Source organism: Chitinophaga varians (genome assembly GCF_012641275.1).
In the GTDB taxonomy this organism is placed as follows: domain Bacteria; phylum Bacteroidota; class Bacteroidia; order Chitinophagales; family Chitinophagaceae; genus Chitinophaga; species Chitinophaga varians_A.
The window spans coordinates 3016866-3038708 of sequence record NZ_JABAIA010000001.1 but is presented as its reverse complement, the minus strand read 5'-3'; the positions used below and the strand labels follow the sequence as shown (position 1 = coordinate 3038708).

Below are 21843 nucleotides of genomic sequence, written 5' to 3'. Positions count from 1 at the left end.
TCGCATCAATAAAAAAGCTTAATTTTTGGTAAAACATTTCTTATGAAAAAGTTGCTTACAGGTGTTCTGGCTATGTTCATGGGCTTAACTGTTGCCATGGCCCAGGCTCCTGCCTCCACCACCCAAAAAGAAGCTAAAACCAAGGCTAAAACTGAGCAAAAAGCTGCCAAGAAAGAAGCCGAAAAGAAAGAAGCTTCTGTTAAGAAAGAAGCAGGACAACCCGCTCCTCAGGCTTCACCGGTAGCAAAAACAGAGCACGTTACCAAGAGCGGCGCTCCTGACAAGCGCTTCAAGGAAAACAAAGGCACTACTACAGCGCCGGCAACAACAGGACCGAAAAAGAAAGACGGTACACCTGACATGCGCTACAAATCAAATAATCCAAACGCAGGAAAGAAAAAATCCTGATTCATAACATCATCTTCCGATAAGGATTAAGCCACCTCCCGGTGGTTTAATCCTTATTTTTTTACCTTTAGCCCCAACAACCAATAACTGCCCGCTAAAAACCTTACTTTTATTGCATGTTCGATTTCAGACTCAGGGTATTTCATACCGTTGCGAAGCGGCTCAGCTTCACCAAAGCCGCAGAAGAATTATATATCTCCCAGCCCGCCGTTACCAAACATATTCACGAGCTGGAACAACAACTGGGCATGGCTTTGTTTGAAAGGATCGGCAACCGTATTAAACTTACCCGTGCCGGCCAGCTGGTCATGCATCATGCTGAGATCATTTTTACTGATTACCGCAATTTGGAATATGAAATCAACCAGCTGAAACACACGCAGGGCGGCCTGTTGGCCATCGGTGCCAGCACTACCATCGCACAATACCTGATCCCGCCGCTGCTGGCCAAATTCAACCAGCGCTACCCGGACGTGAAAACCTCGCTCACCAACGGTAATACAGAGCAGATAGAACAAGCACTTTTTGAAAAAAGCATCTTACTGGGTATTATAGAAGGCAGCTCTAAAAATCCACTACTGAAGTATGTAGAGTTTGCCCGCGATGAAATTGTGCTCATCGGAAACCCCAAACACAGCTATGGCAACGGCGAACCACTCAGCGCCGCTGAATTGCGGAACATTCCCCTGCTTATGCGGGAACATGGTTCCGGCACACTGGAGGTGATCACAGATGAACTGAAGCGCCTGAAGCTGAAGATCACGGACCTGAACGTGGCCATGTATATGGGCAGCACGGAGAGCATTAAATCTTACCTGCATCACTCTTCCTGTGCCGCGTTTATCTCTTTACAGGCCGTGCAAAGAGAAGTGGAAGCCGGAGAGTTTGTTGTGCTTCCCATCAAAAATTTCAAGCTGATCAGAAAACTGCATTTTACTTACTTACAGGGTCTTCAGGACAAGCTCGCCCAGCTTTTCATCAAGTTTGCCCGGCAGCATGTAACCGAATAATTTACCGCAAAAAGTCTTTTTCCAACAGCTGCCAACGGAGCATGTTGTCCTGCATGCCGGTTTGCCGCATGCCCAGGTGTTGCAGCACTTTTCCGGAAGCGATGTTGTTCACTTCACATTCTGCCTCTATACTTTTTACGAATGGCTGCTGAAAGGCCCAGGTGACCAGTGCGGCCGCGGCCTCCCGCATATACCCCTGGTTGCGGTGGGCTGGCAGCAGGGAATAACCTATTTCCACCATGCCATTTTCATCGGGGCGGCCTTTAAAGCCGATGTCTCCCAGTACCGTGTTGTCTGTTGCGGACACAATGGCCCACAATAGCCAGGGGAACGATTTCGGGTCGTGTTGAAGTAATTCAATCAGGTGTGGCAACAGTTCTTTCAGTTCTGCCTGCGGCCATTCAGGCGGAATGGATGCATTCAGCATGGTGACAGCCTGCGGGTCCTGCAGATAGATCGCAGTAATCAGTGGCAGGCGGCAAGGGCATACCAATAAACGGGATGTGATCAGGGGTAACATATACGGATGATTAAAAAAATAACAAGGGACCGTTAAGGTTTATGTAGTTGTAATTGCGCCATGTCCAATTCTTCACCGGCTTTCAGCGCATGTATTTCCAGCCGAGCCTGGTCTTGTGTCAGCTCTTTCAGCCGTTGGGGCGTGCCTGTAAGTGAAGGCATCGTACCGTAATGGCAGGGGATTACGTGTTTCACTTTGAGCAGGCGGATGGCAAAGGCAGCTTCCAGGGGCCCCATGGTAAAGCGGTCGCCGATAGGCAGGATCGCGATATCCGGCTCATAGATTTCTCCCAGCAGGGCCATGTCGCCGAAAACGGAGGTATCACCGGAATAATAAACGGAGACATCATCGCTCATCCAGATAATGAATCCGTTGGCCGCATGGGTATATCCGATTTTACCGTCCGGCATCCATACCTGTGCAAAATGGAAGGCGTTGGTCATCGTGATTTTTGTTTGCAGGAAGGAGATGGTGCCTCCGGCATTCATCTGTTCAAAGACATGTTCCGGTACGCCTTGTTCCTGCAGGAAGAGGCGGACGATGGGGTTGGCGATCACTTTAGGTGAATGGGACCGGATCAGGTCAATGATTTTACTGTCGAGGTGGTCCCTGTGGCCGTGGGTGATCAGGACCAGGTCAATTTGTTCCGGGATGGTGTAATCGGCCGGCAGAGCCGGATTGCCGGTAAACCAGGGGTCTACGAGAATGATATGGCCTTCCGGGGTGGTAAGCTGAAAACTGGCATGTCCCAGGAATTTGATTTTCGAATGCTGCGTGCTCATAGTCATCTGGTTTTTTACCTATCTAAATATACTATTATCTGTGCATACGAATAAATGAAAAATCCTGCCCGGAAAATTACCAGGCAGGATGAATTTCGTATAAAACGGTAAGCTTATTTACGTTGTAAGGAGTAGATGATAGCAGCGGATTTGCCTTCGAAGTTTACGTTAGCTCTCCAGGTCATGGAGCTGCCGGCTTCTGTGCATTCCATCAGGTAGCCGTCTGCCACGTTTTTAGCTTTTACGCCGGAGTACAGTTTTTTGAACCCGAACATGGTCACATTTCCCTGTTTGCTGATTGTCCATACGATTTTCTGGGTAGCAGGGCTGCAGCCGTCTGCTGTAGAGGACAATGTATAAGAACCATTTGCATTATTGTCGGGCAATACCCACTGGCTGCCGATGAAGCATTTCGCATTGGCCTCGTCAAAAACGGTTACTTTGGCATTATCAGGAATACCTTCATAACGGATATCGGTCAGCACCCAGTTGCCTTTTACAGCGCCTTTGTTAATGTTGGTGGTTACGCCCTGTTTAGGAGAGCAGGAAGTACCCAGGATTGCGACCAGAGCCAGAAACAATGCTGCGAATGATAAATTTTTCATGGGAATAATAATTTGTATGTTTTAATGCCTTCTCTGCATTCAACAGCTGTGCTACAATAAGGTTTAAACAGCCTGAATACAGCGGCAAGTTCAGCATTTGCAAGAAACGTACCAAATGAATATGTAAACGGTCAGTGACTGGCGGGCAAAAGGGCTTCTGCCGGGGTTTTCAGCCTGATCAGCACTTCTTCCAGCTGATTGGTCCGTTTGTAGAGGTACCATGTACTGGCGGCCAGGGACATGGTCAGTACACAAAGGGCAAGAAATGCGCAGCGCCACCAGATGCTGACGGTTATTTTACGGTTCCATCCGGGCCTGATATCAATGTAAACGGGTTCGTGCGGAGGTTGTTCACCGCCTCCGCCATTGTCATGTTTAAAATAGTATTCCTGGTGTTTATACCGCCGGGCATCTTCCATGACCCTGTCTTTCAGCCGGACCGGCGGTGGTACGGCTTCAGCCATGATATTATTTTCGAGGCGAAGTTCAGCTGCGGCTATTTCCTGTTCGAGAATGGGGTGTAACCTTCTCATATACGTCAATTCCCTCTCCTGCTCAGGTGTGGCAAGGCCGAGTAAATAACGTTCAATTACTCCACTATCAATGTAGTTTTTTAAGTCCAAAGCAATGATTTAAAAAACCGTATACCATCAAACATGATGGATAAACAAAATATCTACGAACCTCCACTGCCGGTTGGATTGTAAAATTGAGAAAATAATTTAAATAAAGGATTGCCGCAGGTTATATTATATATAAAAAATATTTTCTTTTTGCTCATGTATAAACACGGTGGCGGCAGCATGCTCTTCCTGCCTTTCTTTTTCCTGGCGGTATTTCAGATAATAGAGGATGGCAAAAAAGAGAAAGATTTTAGACAGGATAAAAATAATAATAAAGAATATCTTCCACCAGCGATGTACGGAGATATGGCTACCATCTTTGGGCTGGATATTGATGAACGTGTAATTGGACTGTGCATCTGCCTGTGCACCGGCATATTCCCAGCGAACCTTTTGGAGTACCCGTTCCCGTATTTCCACAGGAGGTAACACGGCTTCATCAAAGCAGGCCTTTTCCAGCCGGCGTTCCACCAGTTCCACCTCTGTGTCCAGCTCAGGAAACAGCTTTCTCATATGCTCCAGCTCTTCCACTTCCGTTTCAGAAGCGAGGCCCAGCACATAAGACTCGATGATGCCGCTTTCGATATAAAATTTTAGTTCCAATGTTCTTTCAAGAATTTTCGGAAGGCTTTCATTGCTTCCCCCAGTATTTCATTTACCTGCCCTTCTGGTACACCCAGCATACGGGCTATAGTTGCGATTGATAATCCTTTAAAATAACTCAGCCTGAACACCTGCTGTTCTGAAGCCGGAAGAATGATATAGAACTGCTGCAGGATACCTTCTTCTTTCTTCATCAGTTCTGTCCCTGTGAGCGCGGTTTCCGGGATGGCTTCCTTGATGGCCAGTTCCCTTGTTTTGCGTAATAACCAGGCAAATAAAGTGCGGAAGCCTGAAGAGTGGAACGCATTAATATGTTGGAATGCCCACGCAAAAACCTTGACTATAACATCGCTGGCCCTATCTTTTATAGGCACCAGCTGTAGCACAACCCCATACAGTGCGCCGGCGTAACGGTCATATAACAGCTCTTTTGCTGCAGGATCCCCCAACGCCAGCCGTTCTATAAGCATTTGCTCACTTATATGTGTCAGATCTCTCCGCAAACAGTTGTGCTTACATTTATAAGTTCGCTAATTTATGAAATTATATGAATTGACCACGCTACGAGTTATTCACACATAGAGCTGAAATGGACAAATTTCTACAGGACCATCTTGTATAGCCAGTAAGGCTGTCCAAATATCGGCGGCAGTTCTTTTATGAGTGAAAAGCCCAGCTCATCATACATTTTGCGGGCAGCCGGCATTATGGTGCTGGTATGAAGTCCCAGTATTTTTTCGCCGGAATGCCGGGCATCTTCAATCGCCAGCTCCATTAACCGGCGCCCGATGCCCATCCGGCGGAAAGCAGGGTCCACTCCCAAACGGCGGATATAAGCCCATTCTGCCGGATAGATAGCGGTAGCCTGACCGGAAGGCACCATAAAAACCACGCCCACCAAACGTTCCCCGGAACGGCATACAAACGTGTCTGCCTGTTTCATCAATGCCGCCAGCTTATCTATATCTGACTGGTTTTTATGCATGGTATGCCAATGTTCCGGTCCCAGTACCGGCGCAAATTCACCATAACTTAACAATGAGAGGTCCCGTATCGCAGTTACGTCTGCCGGGATAGCCATTTCATAAACAAGGGTGTCCATTTGTTTTCTTTTCCAGTGTTTGCTTATCCAACAAATAAGCATGGCTGGTTGTTGGATAAAACAGCGGCATATAAAAATACAACATGATATTACTCATAAATAATCTATCAAACGCTCGATAAATTTGCTCAAACAACACCACCGAGAATGTCTTATACTACGATCCAGAGTGCTATCCAGCTGATCCAGTCAGGCCACACCGTTTTTATCCATACCGCAGCAGCCACGCCACGGGAGCTTGTCAACGCCATGTCCAACCGCAGCAGTGAACTGAAAAATGTCCGGCTGGTAAGCATCCATACCGAATGGGACGCACCTTACGCCTCCCCTGAACATTCCCACGCGTTTGATATCGATACTTTCTTTGTCGGTAAAAATATCCGCCAGGCCGTCAATGAAGGGAGGGCCAATTACATCCCTATGTTCCTCAGTGAAGTGCCCCGGTATTTCCGTACCCTTGCATCAGGCATCGATGTGGCACTGATCACCGTATCCCCGCCGGACAAAAACGGCTACTGCACCCTCGGCGTATCCTGTGATGTGTCTAAAGCGGCTATTGACACCGCACGAATCATTATCGCGGAAGTAAACGCCAATATGCCCCGCGTGCTCGGCGACGGCGTGATCCACATTTCCCGTATCACCGCGGCCATAGCAACTGATTATCCCATCTATGCGCAGGCCGTATGGCCGCCCAGCGACCCAGAACTGGCCATCGGAGAACATGTGGCTTCCCTGATAGATGACAGGGCCACCCTGCAAATGGGCATCGGCGGTATCCCCAATGCCGTATTGCAATGCCTGCATAGCCATAAGGACCTGGGCATCCATACAGAAATGTTTTCCGATGGTATCATCGACCTGGTGGAAAAAGGTATTATCACCAACCGCTACAAAGCTATCCACCCCGGCCTGCTGGTATCCAGCTTTGCCATGGGAAGCCGCCGGCTGTATGACTTTATGGACAACAATCTTATCATCCGCCTGATGGACGTGGAATACGTCAACAACCCCACGACTATACGTAAAAATCCAAAGGTCACTGCCATTAACAGTGCCATAGAAATCGATATCTTTGGACAGGTATGCGCCGACTCAATCGGGTTCCGGCAATACAGCGGTGTAGGCGGCCAGATGGATTTCATGCGGGGCGCGGCCCTGTCTGCCGATGGCAAACCCATCATCGCCATCCCGTCTGTCACCGGCAGAGGCGTTTCCCGTATTGTATCCCGGCTGCAGCCCGGCGCCAGTGTAGTGACCACACGCGCCCACGTGCATTATGTGGTGACCGAATACGGCATCGCACACCTGTTGGGAAAAAACCTGAAACAACGCGCACAGGCGCTTATCAATATTGCACATCCCGATCACCGGGAGCAGCTGCAGAAAGACGCTTTTGAAATATTCAAGGTGTTCTGATACAGATAACTGTCAGGATTAAAAGAAGGGCCTATGAAATTTTTTTTATGGGGAATATTCATTTGTCTCAGCACGCTGCCTGCCGTACAGGCACAGATTACCCAGAATGCCACCAGACAGCTACGCATAAACGAAGATGATGATTTCTTCAATGTATGGGGAAGAGGGACCGACCGGGGTTACAGCAACGGCACGGCTATCGGTTACGTATATATGAAGAAGAAAAAATCCACTTTCATAGACAAATGGATCTTTCCCAAGGCCGGCCCCTATTCGGTGAATGTCTTTGAGTGGGACCTGATGCAGGTCATGATCACCCCCGATCAGATCGCAGACTCCACTTTTGATCCCGGCGATTTCTACTATGCAGGCGCACTCTTCGCCACACACGGTCTCACCTCCTATAATCCGGCAAAAAAGTTTCTTGTCCACACCGAACTGGTTTTCGGCGTACTGGGCCCCTGGGCGGGGGCAGAACAAACGCAGCGCCTCGTTCACCGGCTCATTCATTACCAGGAACCGGAGGGATGGGGCAACCAGGTGCCCAACGCTCCGCTGTTGAACTACAATGCCTATTTTGAAAAAATGTTGTGGAACCCAGTCAAAAGCGTGGAAGCCCTTGGAGGCATCGAGGCGCAGGCCGGCACGATGATGACATCACTCGGTGCATGGGTGTATGGGCGTTATGGACTGATCAACCCCTACTTCGGCGCACTGGACCTGAATGCGGCCACACGCCGCAAGTTCCAGCTGTATATATTTGCCCGGCCGCGTTTTTCCCTGAATTTATTCAACGCATTGTTGCAGGGAGGTATCTTCAAATCTACCGACACCAATTTCGAGGAATTGTCCAACCAGCAGACCTCACATATGCGGCGGTTCACCATCGGCATGGACTATGGTGTGGGCATCGGTATTGGCCGCACCAGCATCCGTTACACCCAGCAAACAGCCACGGCATGGATGAGCGGCACCGGCAAACACTCTGTCGGAAATATTACCTTGTTAATTCCCCTTTCCAAAGCAACCTATTTCCCGCAATGATGTTATCTTACTAAAAAAGAAAAACCACATGAACAGCCGTCTGTCTTTTTCCGCAGCCATCGTCTTGCTGCTGGCCTCCTGTGGAGGTGCTACCCGTAACAGTACCGCCGATAGTGTCGCCGTTAATGACACCGCACTGAACGTACATCCTGATAACGGCAGCAGCCTGGATGTACAGCCATTGAATGGCTATTTTGTTAAAAACACGATTCAGGTAAACGACAGCCTCACTTTCTGGCTGATTGACAATCCTGCTACCTTCGACAGCCTCTTTGGCGTTGCCAAAACCATGAACAACAAAATTGACCGCCCCGATTTTGGCACCCATGTAGTGGTGGCCGCTACTATGCCGGCCACTTTCTATGGCACGCAGATACAGCTGGCATCCGCCACCACAGACGATCTGACCAACAATGCAGAAATGCATTTCGTAGCGGCAGGACAGGCGGAAAAAAGTTCCTCCAGCATAGTGCCGCTGTGGATTGGCATCATCCCAAAAACAGGTCAGAGCAATATTAAAGTGTATACCGGCGATCAGCTGAGCACGACGCTGACCACCAAAGAATAGCCGTTATCCGAAAAGCTCCTGCACTACACGGTGCCGGTAAGCAAAAATATGCTCCAGCTGACGCCGCACAAACAGGGTGTGCGCCAGGCGGCCCAGCCATCCCAGTGGCAAGCGGTAGTGCACCGTGTCTGTCATCTCCACCCCTCCCGGCACTTCCCTGAAGTGGTGCTGGTGGTGCCATAGCTTGTAGGGGCCTACCCGTTGTTCATCCACAAAATATTCCCCTTCCCGTACGTGCGTGATTTCCGTCATCCATTCCAGCGGGATGCCCGCCAGCGGGGAAACAGTATAAGTGATGACCTGGCCCGGATATACTTTCCTTTCATCCGGCGGCGAGGTAATACGGAAACGTAAATTAGACGGCGTGATCCGCGCGAGACCATTGGGATTGGAGAAAAAGTCCCACACCTGTGGCAGCGGGGCTGGTATAAACTGGGTGCGTTGCAGCAAAAAGATACTGGCCATGGGATAAAGGTACGCCATTGACGCCCATCCCTGTAGGTGATCAAAAGAAAAGTGAAGCTTTCCGCCGTTTTCGTAAGTTTGCAACATATTTTTAATCCGACCGGAAATATGTATCAATATATCAGGAGCTGGGCATTCTGGCTGATATCCTTTATGATTGCTGTTTCGATGACCCGTTGTGCCAACATAGTGCCACCTGGCGGAGGACCGCGTGACAGTCTCCCTCCCACCCTGGCGGCCGTGAACCCGCCGGATTCCTCCCTGCATTTCAAAAACAAGAAGGTATATTTTGTGTTTGACGAGTTTGTGGAGCTGGACAACGTGAATGACAAGCTCATTGTGTCTCCGACGCTTAAACGCACGCCTATCGTTACTGCCAAACTGCGGACGGTGACCATGGAACTGAAAGACACCCTTCAGGAGAACACCACTTACACCTTCAACTTTGCAGATGCCATCCGGGACATCAATGAGCGTAATGCTATTCCCGACTTTCAGTATGTAGTGTCTACCGGCAATTACCTGGACAGCCTCCAGATGAAGGGCCATCTCATAGATGCCGAAAACGGTGTACCTGACAGTAATGTGGCCGTGATGCTGTACCGTAACCTGGAAGACTCCATTGTATCCAAGGAGAAACCTGTTTATTATGCCAAAACCCGCCCTGACGGCTCTTTCCGGTTTAAAAACATGGCTCCCGGCACCTATAAGCTGTTTGCGCTGAAGGAAGAGGACCGTGACCTGCAATACAACCAGCCATCCGAAATGATCGCTTTCGTCGAAAAGCCGATCGTTATAAAGGAAAAGAATATTGAAGGGGTGAACCTGTTACTTTTTATGGAACGTGACAGCACCATTAAAGAGCCGCTGACGCCAAAGGACTCCCTGGACCTCGCCCTGGACCAGGAAGAGAAGGACAGGGAAAAAGAAAAGGAGAAAGAGAAAAAGAAAAAAACGCCCAAGCTGCAAATCACGCCCACACTAGACGGTGGCATGCAGGAGCTGCCTGCGCCCTTACAGCTGACCTTTAACCTTCCTTTGAGAACGCTGGACAGTGCCCGGGTAATTTTAGCGGAAGACAGCACTTTTACCCCTGTCACTTTCCATACACAGATGGACAGCACACATACCAAGCTGTCTGTGCTTTACTCCTGGAAAGAAGGCACGCCGTACCGGATGATTTTTCCGGCAGATGCCGCCACGGATACCACCGGGCAACAATTGCCCAAGGCTGATACCATCAGCTTTAAGTCCAAGAAATCAAGCGATTACGCCATTTTTGGGGTAACGCTGAAGATCAGTGACAGCACACGGCAGGCCATCAACAGTGACACCATGCATTATGTGATACAGCTGGTGCAGGACAAAACCATCAAATATTCCGGCACTGCTGTCAACGGCACCTGGCTGCAGAAATTCATCACTCCCGGCGAATATGAAGTCCGGGTACTACTGGATGCCAACGGCAACGGCAAATGGGACCGCGGACAGTATTACAAAGAGCCCAAACGGCAGCCTGAACGGGTAATCCTCGTGCCAGGCAAACAGAACCTGAAAGCTTACTGGACCGTCCGGCCAACGATAGAAATATAATTATTGCCGTTGTGCCGGCTCCTGTGGCCAGTACAGCGGCAATATCCCTAACTTTGCATTATGGTATTCTCGTCCGCTCTGATAGAAAACGCTGTCAATGAATTTGCCAAGCTGCCGGGCATCGGAAAAAAAACAGCCCTGCGGCTGGTGCTGCACCTGTTGAAACAGGAAACGGCACAGGTACAGCAGTTTGGTGAAGTGATAGCCCGTATGCGGCAGCAGATCCGCTTCTGCAAAGTATGTCACAATGTTTCCGATGAGGAAATATGTGCCATCTGTAGTAATCATTCCCGTCACCGGCAGGTTGTATGTCTGGTGGAAAGTATCCGCGATGTGATGGCCATTGAAAACACACAGCAGTTCAACGGCCTGTATCATGTGCTGGGCGGCATTATCTCTCCTATTGATGGTATTGGTCCTGAACAACTGAATATCCAGTCGCTTGTAGAGCGGGTGAAAGACCAGGGCGTAGAAGAGGTGATCATGGCGTTAAGTCCTACCATTGAAGGAGATACCACCATTTATTTCCTGTCGAAGAAACTGAAAGATTATCCTGTGAAAATCACCACCATTGCGCGGGGTATTGCTTTCGGCGGGGAACTAGAATATGCGGATGAGATGACGCTGGCCCGGTCTATTTCCAACAGGCTGCCGCTGGACAGCTACGTCAAACCCTGATCATTTGGTCATTTTATCATTTGGCTATTGTGATTAAAATAATCAAATGGCAAAATAGCAAAATAAAATACGGGCGTTCAATAACGCCCGTCTTCGTTTAACCTGTAATTCCACGTTATGAAAAAGGTCAGTGTACGTCTTTTTCGGGCGTACCCTGAAATATGGTATGATTGGTTTCTGATTCTTTTTCGCGCAACTCTTTCCAGCGTTGCATTTCATATTTATTGAGAAAACATACCTTAAACACTGCGGGCTCACTTTCATCATTCATCTCAGGGACTGGTTGCAGGCCCAGACCTGCCAGGTGCTTCCTGAGCGCATGGATATGTTCTGCTATTGTCATGACAAAAAAACTTTTGTTGTTGTAATAAAAACCGGGAAGAACTTAAGGAAAAACAGTGTGCTGTTAACAGCAGCAGCAGCGCCCCGAGGGACAGCAGGCATAGGGCTGGTGGGAGGCCATGGCCGGGTTCAACAGTATGTTCAGCTTTTGTTGTTGCATGGTGTTTTTCTATTACCCTACAAATATAGTAGACTTTATAGACTTCTACCAAATAAAAATATTAATATAGACAAAATCTATATAAAAGACCATTAATATCAACCAGGGAAGAAATGCCGTCCCATACAGGACCTGACAGGCAAATAACCTGTTTTTACAATGAAAATAGCGTATCTTTACAGGATATACGGGGTGGATTTGTTTATTGTTCGACCCTGTTAGATTTTAACAGCAACTAATAAACAGCAAAGAAAATCATGAAATCTTTACAAGACTGCGCTAATGAGCGTGTGCTCATCATCGACGGTGCCATGGGCACCATGATCCAGCGATACAAACTCCAGGAAGCTGATTACAGAGGTACCCGTTTTGCCGACTATCATATGGACCTCAAAGGCAACAATGACCTGCTCAATCTCACTCAACCACAGATTATCGAAGCCATTCACAAGGAATACCTGGAAGCAGGCGCCGATATTATCGAAACCAATACCTTCAGCAGTACGTCTATTGCCATGGCCGATTATGATATGCAGGCCCTGGCTTACGAGCTGAATGTGGCAGCGGCCCAACTGGCGAAAAGGGCAGCTGCGGAATACACCGCTAAAAACCCGGACAAGCCCCGTTTTGTGGCAGGAGCCATCGGTCCGCTGAACAAGACCCTTTCGCTCTCTCCCGATGTGAACAACCCCGGTTACCGCTCCGTTTCTTTTGATGAAGTGGCGGAAGCCTATGAAGAGCAGATAAAAGGCCTTTCAGACGGCGGCGTGGACATCCTGCTGATTGAAACGATTTTTGATACGCTTAATTGTAAAGCGGCCATATACGCCATCAAAAAGTATTTCCGGGAATCCGGCAAACCAGAGCTGCCGGTAATGATTTCCGGTACCATTACGGATGCATCCGGACGTACCCTGAGCGGCCAGACGCTGGAAGCGTTCTATATCTCGGTGATGCACGCCAATCCTTTCTCCGTAGGCCTTAACTGCGCCCTTGGCGGCCAGCAGATGCGCCCTTACGTGGAAGAACTGTCCAACATCGCCAGCTGCTACGTCAGCTGCTATCCCAACGCCGGCCTTCCCAACGCATTCGGGGAGTACGACGAAGAACCGGAAGATACCGCCTGTATCATTGAAGATTTTGCCAGTTCAGGCTTTGTGAACATTGTGGGAGGCTGCTGCGGCACCACGCCGGACCATATCCGCCATATTGCACAGCATGTAAAAAACATCGCACCACGCCGGAAACCCGAGCTGGTGGACACCCTGGCATAACCCTCTAAACAGCGAAATCAATCATGAGCGCAAGCACACATTCCAATACGGTCAACGAAACGATAGTCATAGAACCGGAAAACACCCAACAACGGGTCATCCGACCATATATGCGGCTTAGCGGCCTTGAACCACTCGTGGTAAGGCCCGAAACCAATTTCATCAACGTCGGTGAACGTACCAACGTAACCGGCTCCAAAAAATTTGCCCGCCTGATACGGGAAGGCCTCTATGAAGAAGCCTTGTCCGTTGCCCGTCAACAGGTGGAAAACGGCGCCCAGATCCTGGACGTAAACATGGACGACGCCCTGCTCGACGGGGAACAGGCCATGGCCACCTTCCTGAAACTACTGGCCGCCGAACCGGATATTTCCCGTATCCCCATTATGATCGACTCCAGTAAATTCAGCGTTATTGAAGCCGGCCTGAAATGCGTACAGGGCAAATGTGTGGTAAACTCCATCAGCCTGAAAGAAGGAGAAGCCAAATTCATTGAGCAGGCCTACATCTGCAAAAGCTACGGCGCCGCAGTGGTGGTCATGGCGTTCGATGAACACGGCCAGGCCGACACCGAAGAAAAACGGGTCAGCTTCAGCCATCGTGCCTATAAAATACTGACCGAAGTAGTGGGCTACGATCCACAGGACATCATCTTCGACCCTAATATCTTCGCTATCGCTACCGGCATAGAAGAACATAACAACTATGCGGTGGAATTTATCAACGCCACCCGCCGGATCAAAGAACTGATGCCACTGGCCAAAGTAAGCGGCGGCGTCAGCAACGTGTCCTTCTCTTTCCGCGGTAACGAAACCGTGCGTGAGGCCATGCACTCCGTGTTCCTCTTTCACGCCATCAAAGCCGGTATGGACATGGGCATTGTGAACGCCGGCATGCTCCAGATATACGACGACATTGAACCACAGCTCCGCGAGCTCTGTGAGGACGCCATACTAAACCGCCGCGAAGATGCCACAGAACGCCTGATACAATTTGCCGAAACGGTGAAAGCCAAAGGCAAAGTGATTGAAAAAGATGAGACATGGCGCCAGGGATCTGTGGAAGAAAGGCTTAGCCACGCCCTGGTAAACGGTATCACCGAATATATAGATGCCGATACGGAAGAAGCCCGCGTCAAATACCCCCGCCCGCTCGACGTCATCGAAGGCCCGCTGATGGATGGCATGAACATCGTAGGCGACCTGTTTGGCAGTGGTAAAATGTTCCTCCCGCAGGTAGTAAAAAGTGCCCGCGTGATGAAAAAATCGGTAGCCATCCTTACTCCTTATATAGAAGAAGAAAAACTGCGCAACCAGGCCATCAACGGCGGAGAAATCAAGTCTGCCGGAAAGATCCTCCTGGCCACCGTTAAAGGCGACGTACACGATATCGGTAAGAACATCGTAGGCGTAGTACTGGCCTGTAACGGCTACGAGATCATCGATCTCGGCGTAATGGTGCCCGCAGAAAAAATATTGCAGACCGCCCGCCAGGAAAAAGTGGACATCATCGGCCTCAGCGGCCTGATCACGCCCAGCCTGGACGAGATGGTGCATGTGGCCCGCGAACTGCGCCGCCAGGAATTCGATATTCCGCTGATCATCGGAGGCGCCACCACCTCCCGTACCCATACGGCAGTGAAAATCGCACAGGAATACGCCCATGGAGTGGTCCACGTACTGGACGCCTCCCGCAGCGTGACCGTTACCGGCAGCCTGCTCAATAAAGCCCTGAAAAAGGACTTCCTGGCCTCTGTGAAAACCGAATACGAAAAGCTGAACGAGTCCTTCAAAAATAAAAAACCGGTCAAACAGTATCTTCCTTTTGCCACGGCGCAGGAAAACAAAGCCCCGATCAAATGGGACGCCTTCACCCCCGTGAAGCCGAAGTTCACCGGTGTAAAGGTTTTTGAAGACTACGACCTGGCAGAAATAGCCAAATATATCGACTGGCAGCCTTTCTTCATTGCCTGGGAACTGCACGGAAAATTCCCGCAGATCCTGACAGACGAAGTAGTAGGCACCGAAGCCAGCCGACTTTACAAAGATGCGCAGGAGCTGCTCGCAAAAGTGGTCAGCGAAAAATGGCTGGGCGCCAAGGCGGTGATAGGCCTTTTCCCGGCCAATGCCATCGCCCCGGACACCGTACAGGTTACGCCCGAGCAGGCAGACATAGCACCCGTCAAACTCGAATTCCTTCGCCAGCAGATCAAAAAAGCACCGGGACAGCCCAACCAGTCCCTTGCTGACTATATCGCCCCTGCCTCCACCGGCAAAACCGATTATATCGGCGGATTCGCCGTCACAGCGGGTATTGGCATCGAGAAATGGCTGGATAAATTCAAAGCGGAGCACGACGACTACAACAGCATTATGCTGAAAGCACTGGCCGACAGGCTGGCGGAAGCGTTTACAGAGCTGCTGCACGAGCGCGTGCGTAAAGAGTTCTGGGGGTATGCCAGTGATGAGCACCTCAGCAATGAGGCCCTGATCCAGGAAGAATACATGGGCATACGTCCGGCGCCGGGTTATCCCGCCTGTCCTGAACATACAGAGAAATACAAGCTGTTTGACCTGTTGAATGCCACCGAAAACACCGGTATCACCTTAACCGAATCATTGGCCATGTATCCTGCCGCCAGCGTAAGCGGATGGTATTTTGCCAATCCGGAAGCCCGCTATTTCGGTCTCGGTAAAATTGAAAAAGACCAGGTAACGGACTATGCAGCCCGTAAAGGCTGGACGGTGGAAGAAGCCGAAAAATGGCTCCGTCCCAATCTGGAATACGACATTTAATCCAACACATGAGAATCATATCGTATAATGTGAACGGCCTCCGTTCCGCTATGAACAAGGGTTTCACCGAATGGCTCCAAACTGATCCTGCAGACGTGATCTGTCTGCAGGAGATCAAAGCCCATCAGGATAATGTGGACTTCAAACAATTTGAAGCGCTGGGCTACGAACATTACTGGTACCCGGCACAAAAGAAAGGGTACAGCGGTGTTGCGGTACTGACGCGTATTACACCCGACAAGGTGTATTACGGCAGCGGACATACTCAGAGTGATGAAGAAGGACGCTTTATCCGGCTGGATTTCGGCGATCTGACACTGATCAATACCTACTTCCCCTCCGGCACCAGCGGGGATGTTCGTCAGACTTACAAATACCAGTGGCTGGAAGAATTGTTCGCACATCTGGACGAACTGAAACAAACCCGGCCAAACGTAGTGCTGTGCGGCGATTACAACATCTGCCACAAGCCTATCGATATCCATGATCCTGTCAGCAATAAAAATTCCACCGGTTTTCTGCCGGAAGAAAGGGCATGGATGGACCGTTTCTTTGAAAGCGGTTTTGTGGACAGTTTCCGGCATTTTAATGCCAACCCGCACCAGTACAGCTGGTGGAGCTTCCGCGCCAATGCCAGGAACAATAACAAAGGCTGGCGTATTGACTATATCAATGTGACCGCCCCGTTAAAGGAGAAGCTAAAGCACGCCACCATCTATCAGGAAGTGAAACATTCAGACCACTGTCCGGTGTTCCTGGAACTGTCTTTATAGGCAGGTTTTACAGTCACGGGACAGGTGGATTTTATACCCGCAGCAACATTTATGATCATATACAACGTAACGGCCAAAGTGGCCACAGATACGCATTCTGCCTGGTTACAGTGGATGCGCGAAGAGCATATTCCAGCGATATTAAGCACCGGCCTTTTTAGTGATTACCGTATGTGCCGGCTGCTGGAGCAGGATGACGCGGAGGGGCCTACGTACGTGATACAGTTCTTTACCTCCAGCCTCGAGCACTATCAGACCTTCCAGGCCGTACAGGCAAACGCGCTACGGCAAAGGGGCTACGACCTGTTTGGCGACCGTTTTGTGGCCTTTCATACCGTTATGGAAGTCATTTAAACCATGCTTAACAATTAAACTTATCCACAGGAAATTCACTATTTTCAAGGCCTCCGGAGTTTGGTACAATACTTGGAAAAGCCCCGCTTCTACAGCCTAAAAGTCCGGAAATCAGCTATGGGACAACGTTTTACGAGAGCCTGCTAAAGTTCATCTCTTTAGCAGGCATCCACCCAATCAGCTGTAACCGTTACCTGTAGCGTTTTTCAGCCGATAAAAATTTCTATAAAAAAATTGTAAAAAATTTGGTAATCTGATAAAACGCGCTATATTTGCTCACATCAAACATTTTTTCACTAGTTAAATCTTACTAACTATGAACAAAGCCGAATTAATCGACAAACTTGCTAAAGACGCAGGAATCACTAAAACCCAAGCTAACGAAGCGCTGGACTCTTTCACTAAAGCTGTTGCTGATACCCTGAAAAAAGGTGGTAAAGTAACACTGGTAGGTTTCGGTACTTTCTCTGTTTCTAAACGTGCTGCACGTAACGGTAGAAACCCACAGACTGGCCAGATCATCAAGATCAAAGCTAAGAAAGTTGCTAAGTTCAAAGCTGGTAAAGCTTTATCCGACAAGCTCTAATCAGTTAGCACAACTTATTCAAGCAAGGAACAATCATGTTTCTTGCTTTTTTTTTATATAGAAGTCCTGCTGTATGCTATTTCCGCGATTTAGCGTATTTTGCAGCCTGATAACATCCTTTTTAATAAAACAACAAACTTCAAATTATTCGTTATGGGTAGAGGAGATGTAAAAACCAAAAGAGGTAAAATCTTCAGCAAATCTTTCGGTAAATCCAGACCAGCAAGAACCAGGAAAGCCGCTGCTGCAGCTGCTCCTAAAGCTGAGAAAAAAGCATAAATATTTACGGATTTTTTGATTTAGGGATTTCCTGATTTCGTGTATGAACGACAGGAATCCCCCAAATCAAAAAATCCGTAAATCAGAAAATCACTGACAGGCTCAGGGTGCCAGCCTTTCTATCTTCCAGCTGCCACCAGTGGTCTGTGTATACAGAATACGATCGTGCAGGCGGCTGCTTCTCCCCTGCCAAAACTCTACGGCTACCGGTTTTACGACATAACCGCCCCAGTATTCAGGCCGTTGAGGCGTTTCCTTTTCATATTTTGCGGCGGTTTCATCTACTTTTTCTTCCAGGAAACGGCGGTCAGGAATAACCTGGCTCTGTGGCGATGCAATAGCGCCAATCCGGCTGCCCAGCGGACGGCTATTGTAATATTCATTACTTACCTGCTCTCCCGCCCTGGATACGATCCCTTCTATTCTTACCTGGCGTTCCAGTTCGCGCCAGAAGAACAGCAGCGTTACATACGGATTCTGCGCCAGCTCGTGCCCCTTACGGCTTTCGTAGTTGGTAAAGAACATAAATCCCTCTTCATCGAAATTTTTCAGCAGCACAATCCTGGCGGAAGGGCGCCCATCCGGTGTGCTGGTGGCCAGTGTCATGGCATTAGGCTCGTCAACCTCGCTGGAAGTGGCGTCATTCCACCATTTGCCGAACTGTTGCAAAGGAGACGGGGCCACATCCTGTTCATCGAGGGAAGCCAGTTTATAATCTTTCCGAAGGTCTGCTACTTTCTGGTTTAACATGATCGTAAATATTTAATTGGTTCAAACCTGTCAACAAAGGTATGGAAGGATAATAGTAATTTTGGGCGACCTGATATAAATCATAGTATGAAAAGAGCGCTCCTATTACTATTACTGGCTGGCGGCCTGTTGCCTGCCTGCCACAACGGTAACCAAGAAAAGGCCCAACACGATACAGCCAGCGCGGTAGTTCCCCTGTTGAGCACACCTTATTATTACACGCAGTTAAAGGGCGCAGTGGATGGCCGCCAGATCACCATGGAGTTATTGAAAACCGCTCCCAACCTGTTTCGTGGCTATTACTATTACGACAGTACCGGTCTGCCTATCAGTATCTGGGGCAGCCAGGACGCTGACCAGGTAAAGATTTATGAAGATAACGGGAGCCGGGAAGAAGAACGTTTTTTTGGTGGCTCTCTGGGCGACGATGGTACGTTTAAAGGCGTATGGCATGGAGACAGCACCTCCTATCATTTTGAGCTGCATACCGACCTCCGGAAGGCCCAGCGGCTGCAGGTATACTATGACGCCGATTCCGTGAAGTTACTGCCTTCATTCCCCAATTCACCGCTGGGCATCGCGTCTAACAGCATCCTATGGCCAGACTCAGCCACGGATTCCACATTAGCCGCATTTCTCCGGAAAGCGATCGCTGGTGATATTAAGCTCAACGATCCACGGCAGTTTGTAAAACGGGCCATTGATTCCTTTGTGACCAGTTATCGTATAGCCGCCAAAGATGCCGACAGCAGCGATATCGCCGATGGCGAGTCTGCCTCCTGGAACTGGACCACCGAAAGCGATATGAAGGTGGTATACAATTCCTGGCCTTTGCTGGTGATAGAGAAATATGCCTACGATTTTACCGGCGGCGCCCATGGCAATTCCGGCGCTTTTTACCAGACGCTTGATCTGGCCAAAAGGAAAGTGGTAACGCCGGACGAGTATTTTAAGCCTGGTTATAAAGAAGTGTTGTCTCCGTTACTGGACAAGGCTTTCCGTAAGAAATTCCATATCGATGAGGACGAATCGCTTGATCAGAACCTGCTGGTGAAGACGATTGTGCCCAACAACAATTTTATTGTAACGGGCAAGGGCGTGGCATTCAGTTATGTGCCTTACGAGATAGGGCCTTATGCATTGGGGCAGGTGACGCTGTTTATTCCGTTTACGGAGCTGAAAAGCATCTTAAAATAATTACGAATTACGAATTACGAAAAAGAGCGAAGACCACCAGTTGATCTTCGCTCTTTTTCGTAATTCGTAATTCGTAATTATTTTAGTCCTTTACCAGGGTACCAACGTTTTTGCCCATGATCACGTTCAGGAGGTTTCCTGGTTTGTTCATGTCGAATACGATGATTGGCAGTTTATTTTCCTGACAGAGGGTAAAGGCCGTCATATCCATGACGTTAAGAGATTTCTGATATACTTCAGAGAAAGTGATGGTTTCGAACCGGGTGGCGGTAGCATCTTTTTCCGGGTCGGCGGTGTAGATACCGTCAACGCGGGTCCCTTTGAGGATGACGTCCGCCTGGATTTCGATAGCACGGAGGGAAGCTGCGGTATCGGTTGTAAAGTACGGGTTACCGGTGCCTGCTCCGAATATAACCACGCGACCTTTTTCCACGTGGCGGATAGCGCGGCGGCGGATATAAGGTTCTGCGATCTGTTCCATTTTAATAGCTGACTGGAGGCGGGTATAGAGCCCTATTTTTTCCAGTCCGCTTTGCAGGGCCATACCATTGATCACGGTGGCCAGCATGCCCATATAGTCTCCCTGGGCTCTTTCGATACCGGTTTCGGCTTCATTCATTCCACGGTAGATATTACCGCCGCCGATCACGATGGCTACCTGTACGCCGAGGTCGGTAACTGCTTTGATATCGTAGGCATACTGGGTAATTACCTTATGATCAATACCATAATTTGCATCCCCCATAAGGGCCTCACCGCTCAATTTGAGCAAAATACGCTTATACTTTGGCAACATGACGCTATAAAATATTGTAAGATTGTGATTTGCTAATGTAATTACGGTATCCTAAGATACAATTTAAAAGCAAAAACCTGCTAGTGAAAGCAAAATGCCGGGTGATTTTGTTGTAAGCAGGAGATTGCGGGCGCCTGATTTTGCAGTGCGCAAAAAAAAGGAGAGAACCAAAATTCTCTCCTTTTTTTCAATATGATTGTATTAACCTAAAGCGATTCGTTTAAAGCCGAATACTTTCAGGTCAGCGTCTACAGACTTCAGGTAATCTGCTACGGATTTGTTGTTGTCCTTCACGAAGGCCTGTTGCAGCAGGGTACTTTCCTTGAAGAATTTGTTCACTTTACCGGCAGCGATTTTTTCAGCCATTTCAGCAGGTTTGCCTTCAGCTTTCACCTGTTCAACAGCGATTTCTTTTTCACGGGCGATAACATCAGCAGGAACGCTGTCAGCGTCAACTGCGATTGGGTTCATCGCAGCGATCTGCATAGCCACGTCTTTACCTGTTTCTTCAGATACAGGTTTAGAGAAGGCAACGAGAACGCCCATACGGTAGTTACCGTGGATGTAGGCAGTTACACCGCCAGCTTCCACGAATTCGAATTTATTCAGGGTGATTTTTTCACCGATTTTAGCAACCTGGTCGTTTACTTTATCAGCAACGGTAGCACCGTCCAGCTCAGCAGCATTCAGGTCTTCGATGGTTTTGATACCTTTAGACAGGGCCAGTTCAACGATAGACTGTGCGAATTTCACGAAGTCTTCGTTTTTCGCTACGAAGTCAGTTTCGCAACCCAGGCCTACGATAACGCCGGATTTACCATCAGCAGCAACTTTAGCGATGATAACACCTTCTTTAGTTTCGCGGTCGGAACGCAGTGCAGCTACTTTCTGACCTTTTTTGCGCAGATAGTCTACTGCTTTTTCAAAGTCGCCATCACTTTCCACGAGTGCTTTTCTGCAATCCATCATACCCGCACCAGTTTGCTGACGCAGTTTGTTTACATCAGCTGCTGTAATTGTTGCCATGAGCTATATTGATTTATGAGTATTAATAATTGATTAATTCTTGTTGGGTTATCGGGTTATTTAAAATGCAGCGAAGTAATCTTCGCTGCAT

26 protein-coding genes are annotated in these 21843 nt (G+C 48.9%); 14 read left to right on the top strand and 12 right to left on the bottom strand.

Annotated features, from left to right (window positions below):
• The first annotated feature begins 42 nt into the window (after positions 1–42).
• Complete coding sequence (locus tag HGH92_RS12440) at positions 43–408, top strand: hypothetical protein (RefSeq protein ID WP_168871032.1); 366 nt, start codon at positions 43–45, stop codon at positions 406–408.
• Positions 409–524: 116 nt separating this feature from the next.
• Entirely contained in the window at positions 525–1418 is an 894-nt protein-coding gene (locus HGH92_RS12435; RefSeq protein WP_168871031.1) for a LysR substrate-binding domain-containing protein, read from the top strand.
• 1 nt (position 1419) lies between these two features.
• Here the strand turns inward: HGH92_RS12435 and HGH92_RS12430 are convergent, their stop codons facing one another.
• The 7 genes from HGH92_RS12430 to HGH92_RS12400 all read right to left on the bottom strand — a co-directional run bounded on the left by HGH92_RS12430 (position 1420) and on the right by HGH92_RS12400 (position 5653).
• Positions 1420–1938 carry a GNAT family N-acetyltransferase gene (locus tag HGH92_RS12430; RefSeq protein ID WP_168871030.1) on the bottom strand — a complete coding sequence of 173 codons (519 nt, stop codon included), beginning with the start codon at positions 1936–1938 and terminating at the stop codon, positions 1420–1422.
• Between the two features lie 32 nt (positions 1939–1970).
• Complete coding sequence (locus HGH92_RS12425; RefSeq protein ID WP_168871029.1) at positions 1971–2720, bottom strand: metal-dependent hydrolase; 750 nt, start codon at positions 2718–2720, stop codon at positions 1971–1973.
• Positions 2721–2833: 113 nt separating this feature from the next.
• Positions 2834–3325 (bottom strand): lipocalin family protein, encoded by a 492-nt coding sequence (locus HGH92_RS12420; protein ID WP_168871028.1) that lies wholly within the window; start codon positions 3323–3325, stop codon positions 2834–2836.
• A gap of 131 nt (positions 3326–3456) precedes the next feature.
• Positions 3457–3858: a hypothetical protein gene (locus HGH92_RS12415; RefSeq protein WP_168871027.1), complete on the bottom strand. Its 402-nt coding sequence runs from the start codon at positions 3856–3858 to the stop codon at positions 3457–3459.
• A gap of 216 nt (positions 3859–4074) precedes the next feature.
• Positions 4075–4551 carry a hypothetical protein gene (locus tag HGH92_RS12410; protein ID WP_168871026.1) on the bottom strand — a complete coding sequence of 159 codons (477 nt, stop codon included), beginning with the start codon at positions 4549–4551 and terminating at the stop codon, positions 4075–4077.
• Positions 4542–5021, bottom strand: a complete 480-nt coding sequence (locus tag HGH92_RS12405; RefSeq protein ID WP_168871025.1) for an RNA polymerase sigma factor — start codon at positions 5019–5021, stop codon at positions 4542–4544. The genes HGH92_RS12410 and HGH92_RS12405 overlap by 10 nt, the downstream gene beginning before the upstream one ends.
• A gap of 131 nt (positions 5022–5152) precedes the next feature.
• Positions 5153–5653 carry a GNAT family N-acetyltransferase gene (locus tag HGH92_RS12400; protein ID WP_168871024.1) on the bottom strand — a complete coding sequence of 167 codons (501 nt, stop codon included), beginning with the start codon at positions 5651–5653 and terminating at the stop codon, positions 5153–5155.
• 147 nt (positions 5654–5800) lie between these two features.
• Between HGH92_RS12400 and HGH92_RS12395 the strand changes: the two genes are divergently transcribed.
• Genes HGH92_RS12395 through HGH92_RS12385 form a run of 3 tightly spaced genes read left to right on the top strand, consistent with a single transcriptional unit; the run spans position 5801 to position 8684 of the window.
• Complete coding sequence (locus tag HGH92_RS12395; RefSeq protein WP_168871023.1) at positions 5801–7072, top strand: acetyl-CoA hydrolase/transferase family protein; 1272 nt, start codon at positions 5801–5803, stop codon at positions 7070–7072.
• A 33-nt stretch (positions 7073–7105) separates the two neighbouring features.
• Complete coding sequence (locus HGH92_RS12390; RefSeq protein WP_168871022.1) at positions 7106–8116, top strand: lipid A deacylase LpxR family protein; 1011 nt, start codon at positions 7106–7108, stop codon at positions 8114–8116.
• 28 nt (positions 8117–8144) lie between these two features.
• Positions 8145–8684 (top strand): hypothetical protein, encoded by a 540-nt coding sequence (locus HGH92_RS12385; protein WP_168871021.1) that lies wholly within the window; start codon positions 8145–8147, stop codon positions 8682–8684.
• Between the two features lie 3 nt (positions 8685–8687).
• On the opposite strand, the gene HGH92_RS12380 is transcribed toward HGH92_RS12385, so the two are convergent.
• Positions 8688–9236 (bottom strand): SRPBCC family protein, encoded by a 549-nt coding sequence (locus tag HGH92_RS12380; protein ID WP_247654874.1) that lies wholly within the window; start codon positions 9234–9236, stop codon positions 8688–8690.
• 21 nt (positions 9237–9257) lie between these two features.
• On the opposite strand from HGH92_RS12380, the gene HGH92_RS12375 reads away from it, so the two are divergent.
• Together HGH92_RS12375 and recR are read left to right on the top strand one after the other, a co-directional pair.
• Positions 9258–10742, top strand: coding sequence for an Ig-like domain-containing domain (locus HGH92_RS12375; protein WP_168871020.1), 1485 nt, complete (start codon positions 9258–9260; stop codon positions 10740–10742).
• Between the two features lie 60 nt (positions 10743–10802).
• Positions 10803–11420, top strand: coding sequence for a recombination mediator RecR (recR, locus tag HGH92_RS12370; protein WP_168871019.1), 618 nt, complete (start codon positions 10803–10805; stop codon positions 11418–11420).
• A gap of 127 nt (positions 11421–11547) precedes the next feature.
• On the opposite strand, the gene HGH92_RS12365 is transcribed toward recR, so the two are convergent.
• The gene (locus tag HGH92_RS12365) at positions 11548–11763 is read right to left on the bottom strand and encodes a hypothetical protein (RefSeq protein WP_168871018.1); all 216 of its coding nucleotides are present in this window, start codon (positions 11761–11763) and stop codon (positions 11548–11550) included.
• A gap of 416 nt (positions 11764–12179) precedes the next feature.
• Between HGH92_RS12365 and HGH92_RS12360 the strand changes: the two genes are divergently transcribed.
• The 6 genes from HGH92_RS12360 (at position 12180) to HGH92_RS34320 (ending at position 17983) form a co-directional block, all read left to right on the top strand.
• The gene (locus HGH92_RS12360) at positions 12180–13196 is read left to right on the top strand and encodes a homocysteine S-methyltransferase family protein (protein WP_168871017.1); all 1017 of its coding nucleotides are present in this window, start codon (positions 12180–12182) and stop codon (positions 13194–13196) included.
• A 23-nt stretch (positions 13197–13219) separates the two neighbouring features.
• Positions 13220–15991 carry a methionine synthase gene (metH, locus tag HGH92_RS12355; RefSeq protein ID WP_168871016.1) on the top strand — a complete coding sequence of 924 codons (2772 nt, stop codon included), beginning with the start codon at positions 13220–13222 and terminating at the stop codon, positions 15989–15991.
• A gap of 8 nt (positions 15992–15999) precedes the next feature.
• A complete protein-coding gene (locus tag HGH92_RS12350) occupies positions 16000–16764 on the top strand; it encodes an exodeoxyribonuclease III (RefSeq protein WP_168871015.1) in 765 nt (254 codons plus the stop codon).
• A 51-nt stretch (positions 16765–16815) separates the two neighbouring features.
• Positions 16816–17118, top strand: a complete 303-nt coding sequence (locus HGH92_RS12345; RefSeq protein WP_168871014.1) for a DUF4286 family protein — start codon at positions 16816–16818, stop codon at positions 17116–17118.
• A gap of 316 nt (positions 17119–17434) precedes the next feature.
• Complete coding sequence (locus HGH92_RS12340; protein WP_012788562.1) at positions 17435–17704, top strand: HU family DNA-binding protein; 270 nt, start codon at positions 17435–17437, stop codon at positions 17702–17704.
• Positions 17705–17857: 153 nt separating this feature from the next.
• On the top strand, positions 17858–17983 hold the full coding sequence (locus tag HGH92_RS34320; protein WP_168871013.1) for a 30S ribosomal protein THX: 126 nt from the start codon (positions 17858–17860) through the stop codon (positions 17981–17983).
• Positions 17984–18085: 102 nt separating this feature from the next.
• Here the strand turns inward: HGH92_RS34320 and pdxH are convergent, their stop codons facing one another.
• Entirely contained in the window at positions 18086–18733 is a 648-nt protein-coding gene (gene pdxH, locus HGH92_RS12330) for a pyridoxamine 5'-phosphate oxidase (protein ID WP_168871012.1), read from the bottom strand.
• Between the two features lie 87 nt (positions 18734–18820).
• Here pdxH and HGH92_RS12325 point away from each other — a divergent pair, with 87 nt between their 5' ends.
• Positions 18821–19930 carry a DUF3298 and DUF4163 domain-containing protein gene (locus HGH92_RS12325; protein WP_168871011.1) on the top strand — a complete coding sequence of 370 codons (1110 nt, stop codon included), beginning with the start codon at positions 18821–18823 and terminating at the stop codon, positions 19928–19930.
• 82 nt (positions 19931–20012) lie between these two features.
• Here the strand turns inward: HGH92_RS12325 and pyrH are convergent, their stop codons facing one another.
• Together pyrH and tsf are read right to left on the bottom strand one after the other, a co-directional pair.
• Entirely contained in the window at positions 20013–20726 is a 714-nt protein-coding gene (gene pyrH / locus HGH92_RS12320; RefSeq protein ID WP_168808203.1) for a UMP kinase, read from the bottom strand.
• Positions 20727–20927: 201 nt separating this feature from the next.
• A complete protein-coding gene (tsf, locus tag HGH92_RS12315) occupies positions 20928–21752 on the bottom strand; it encodes a translation elongation factor Ts (protein ID WP_168871010.1) in 825 nt (274 codons plus the stop codon).
• Positions 21753–21843: the final 91 nt, after the last annotated feature.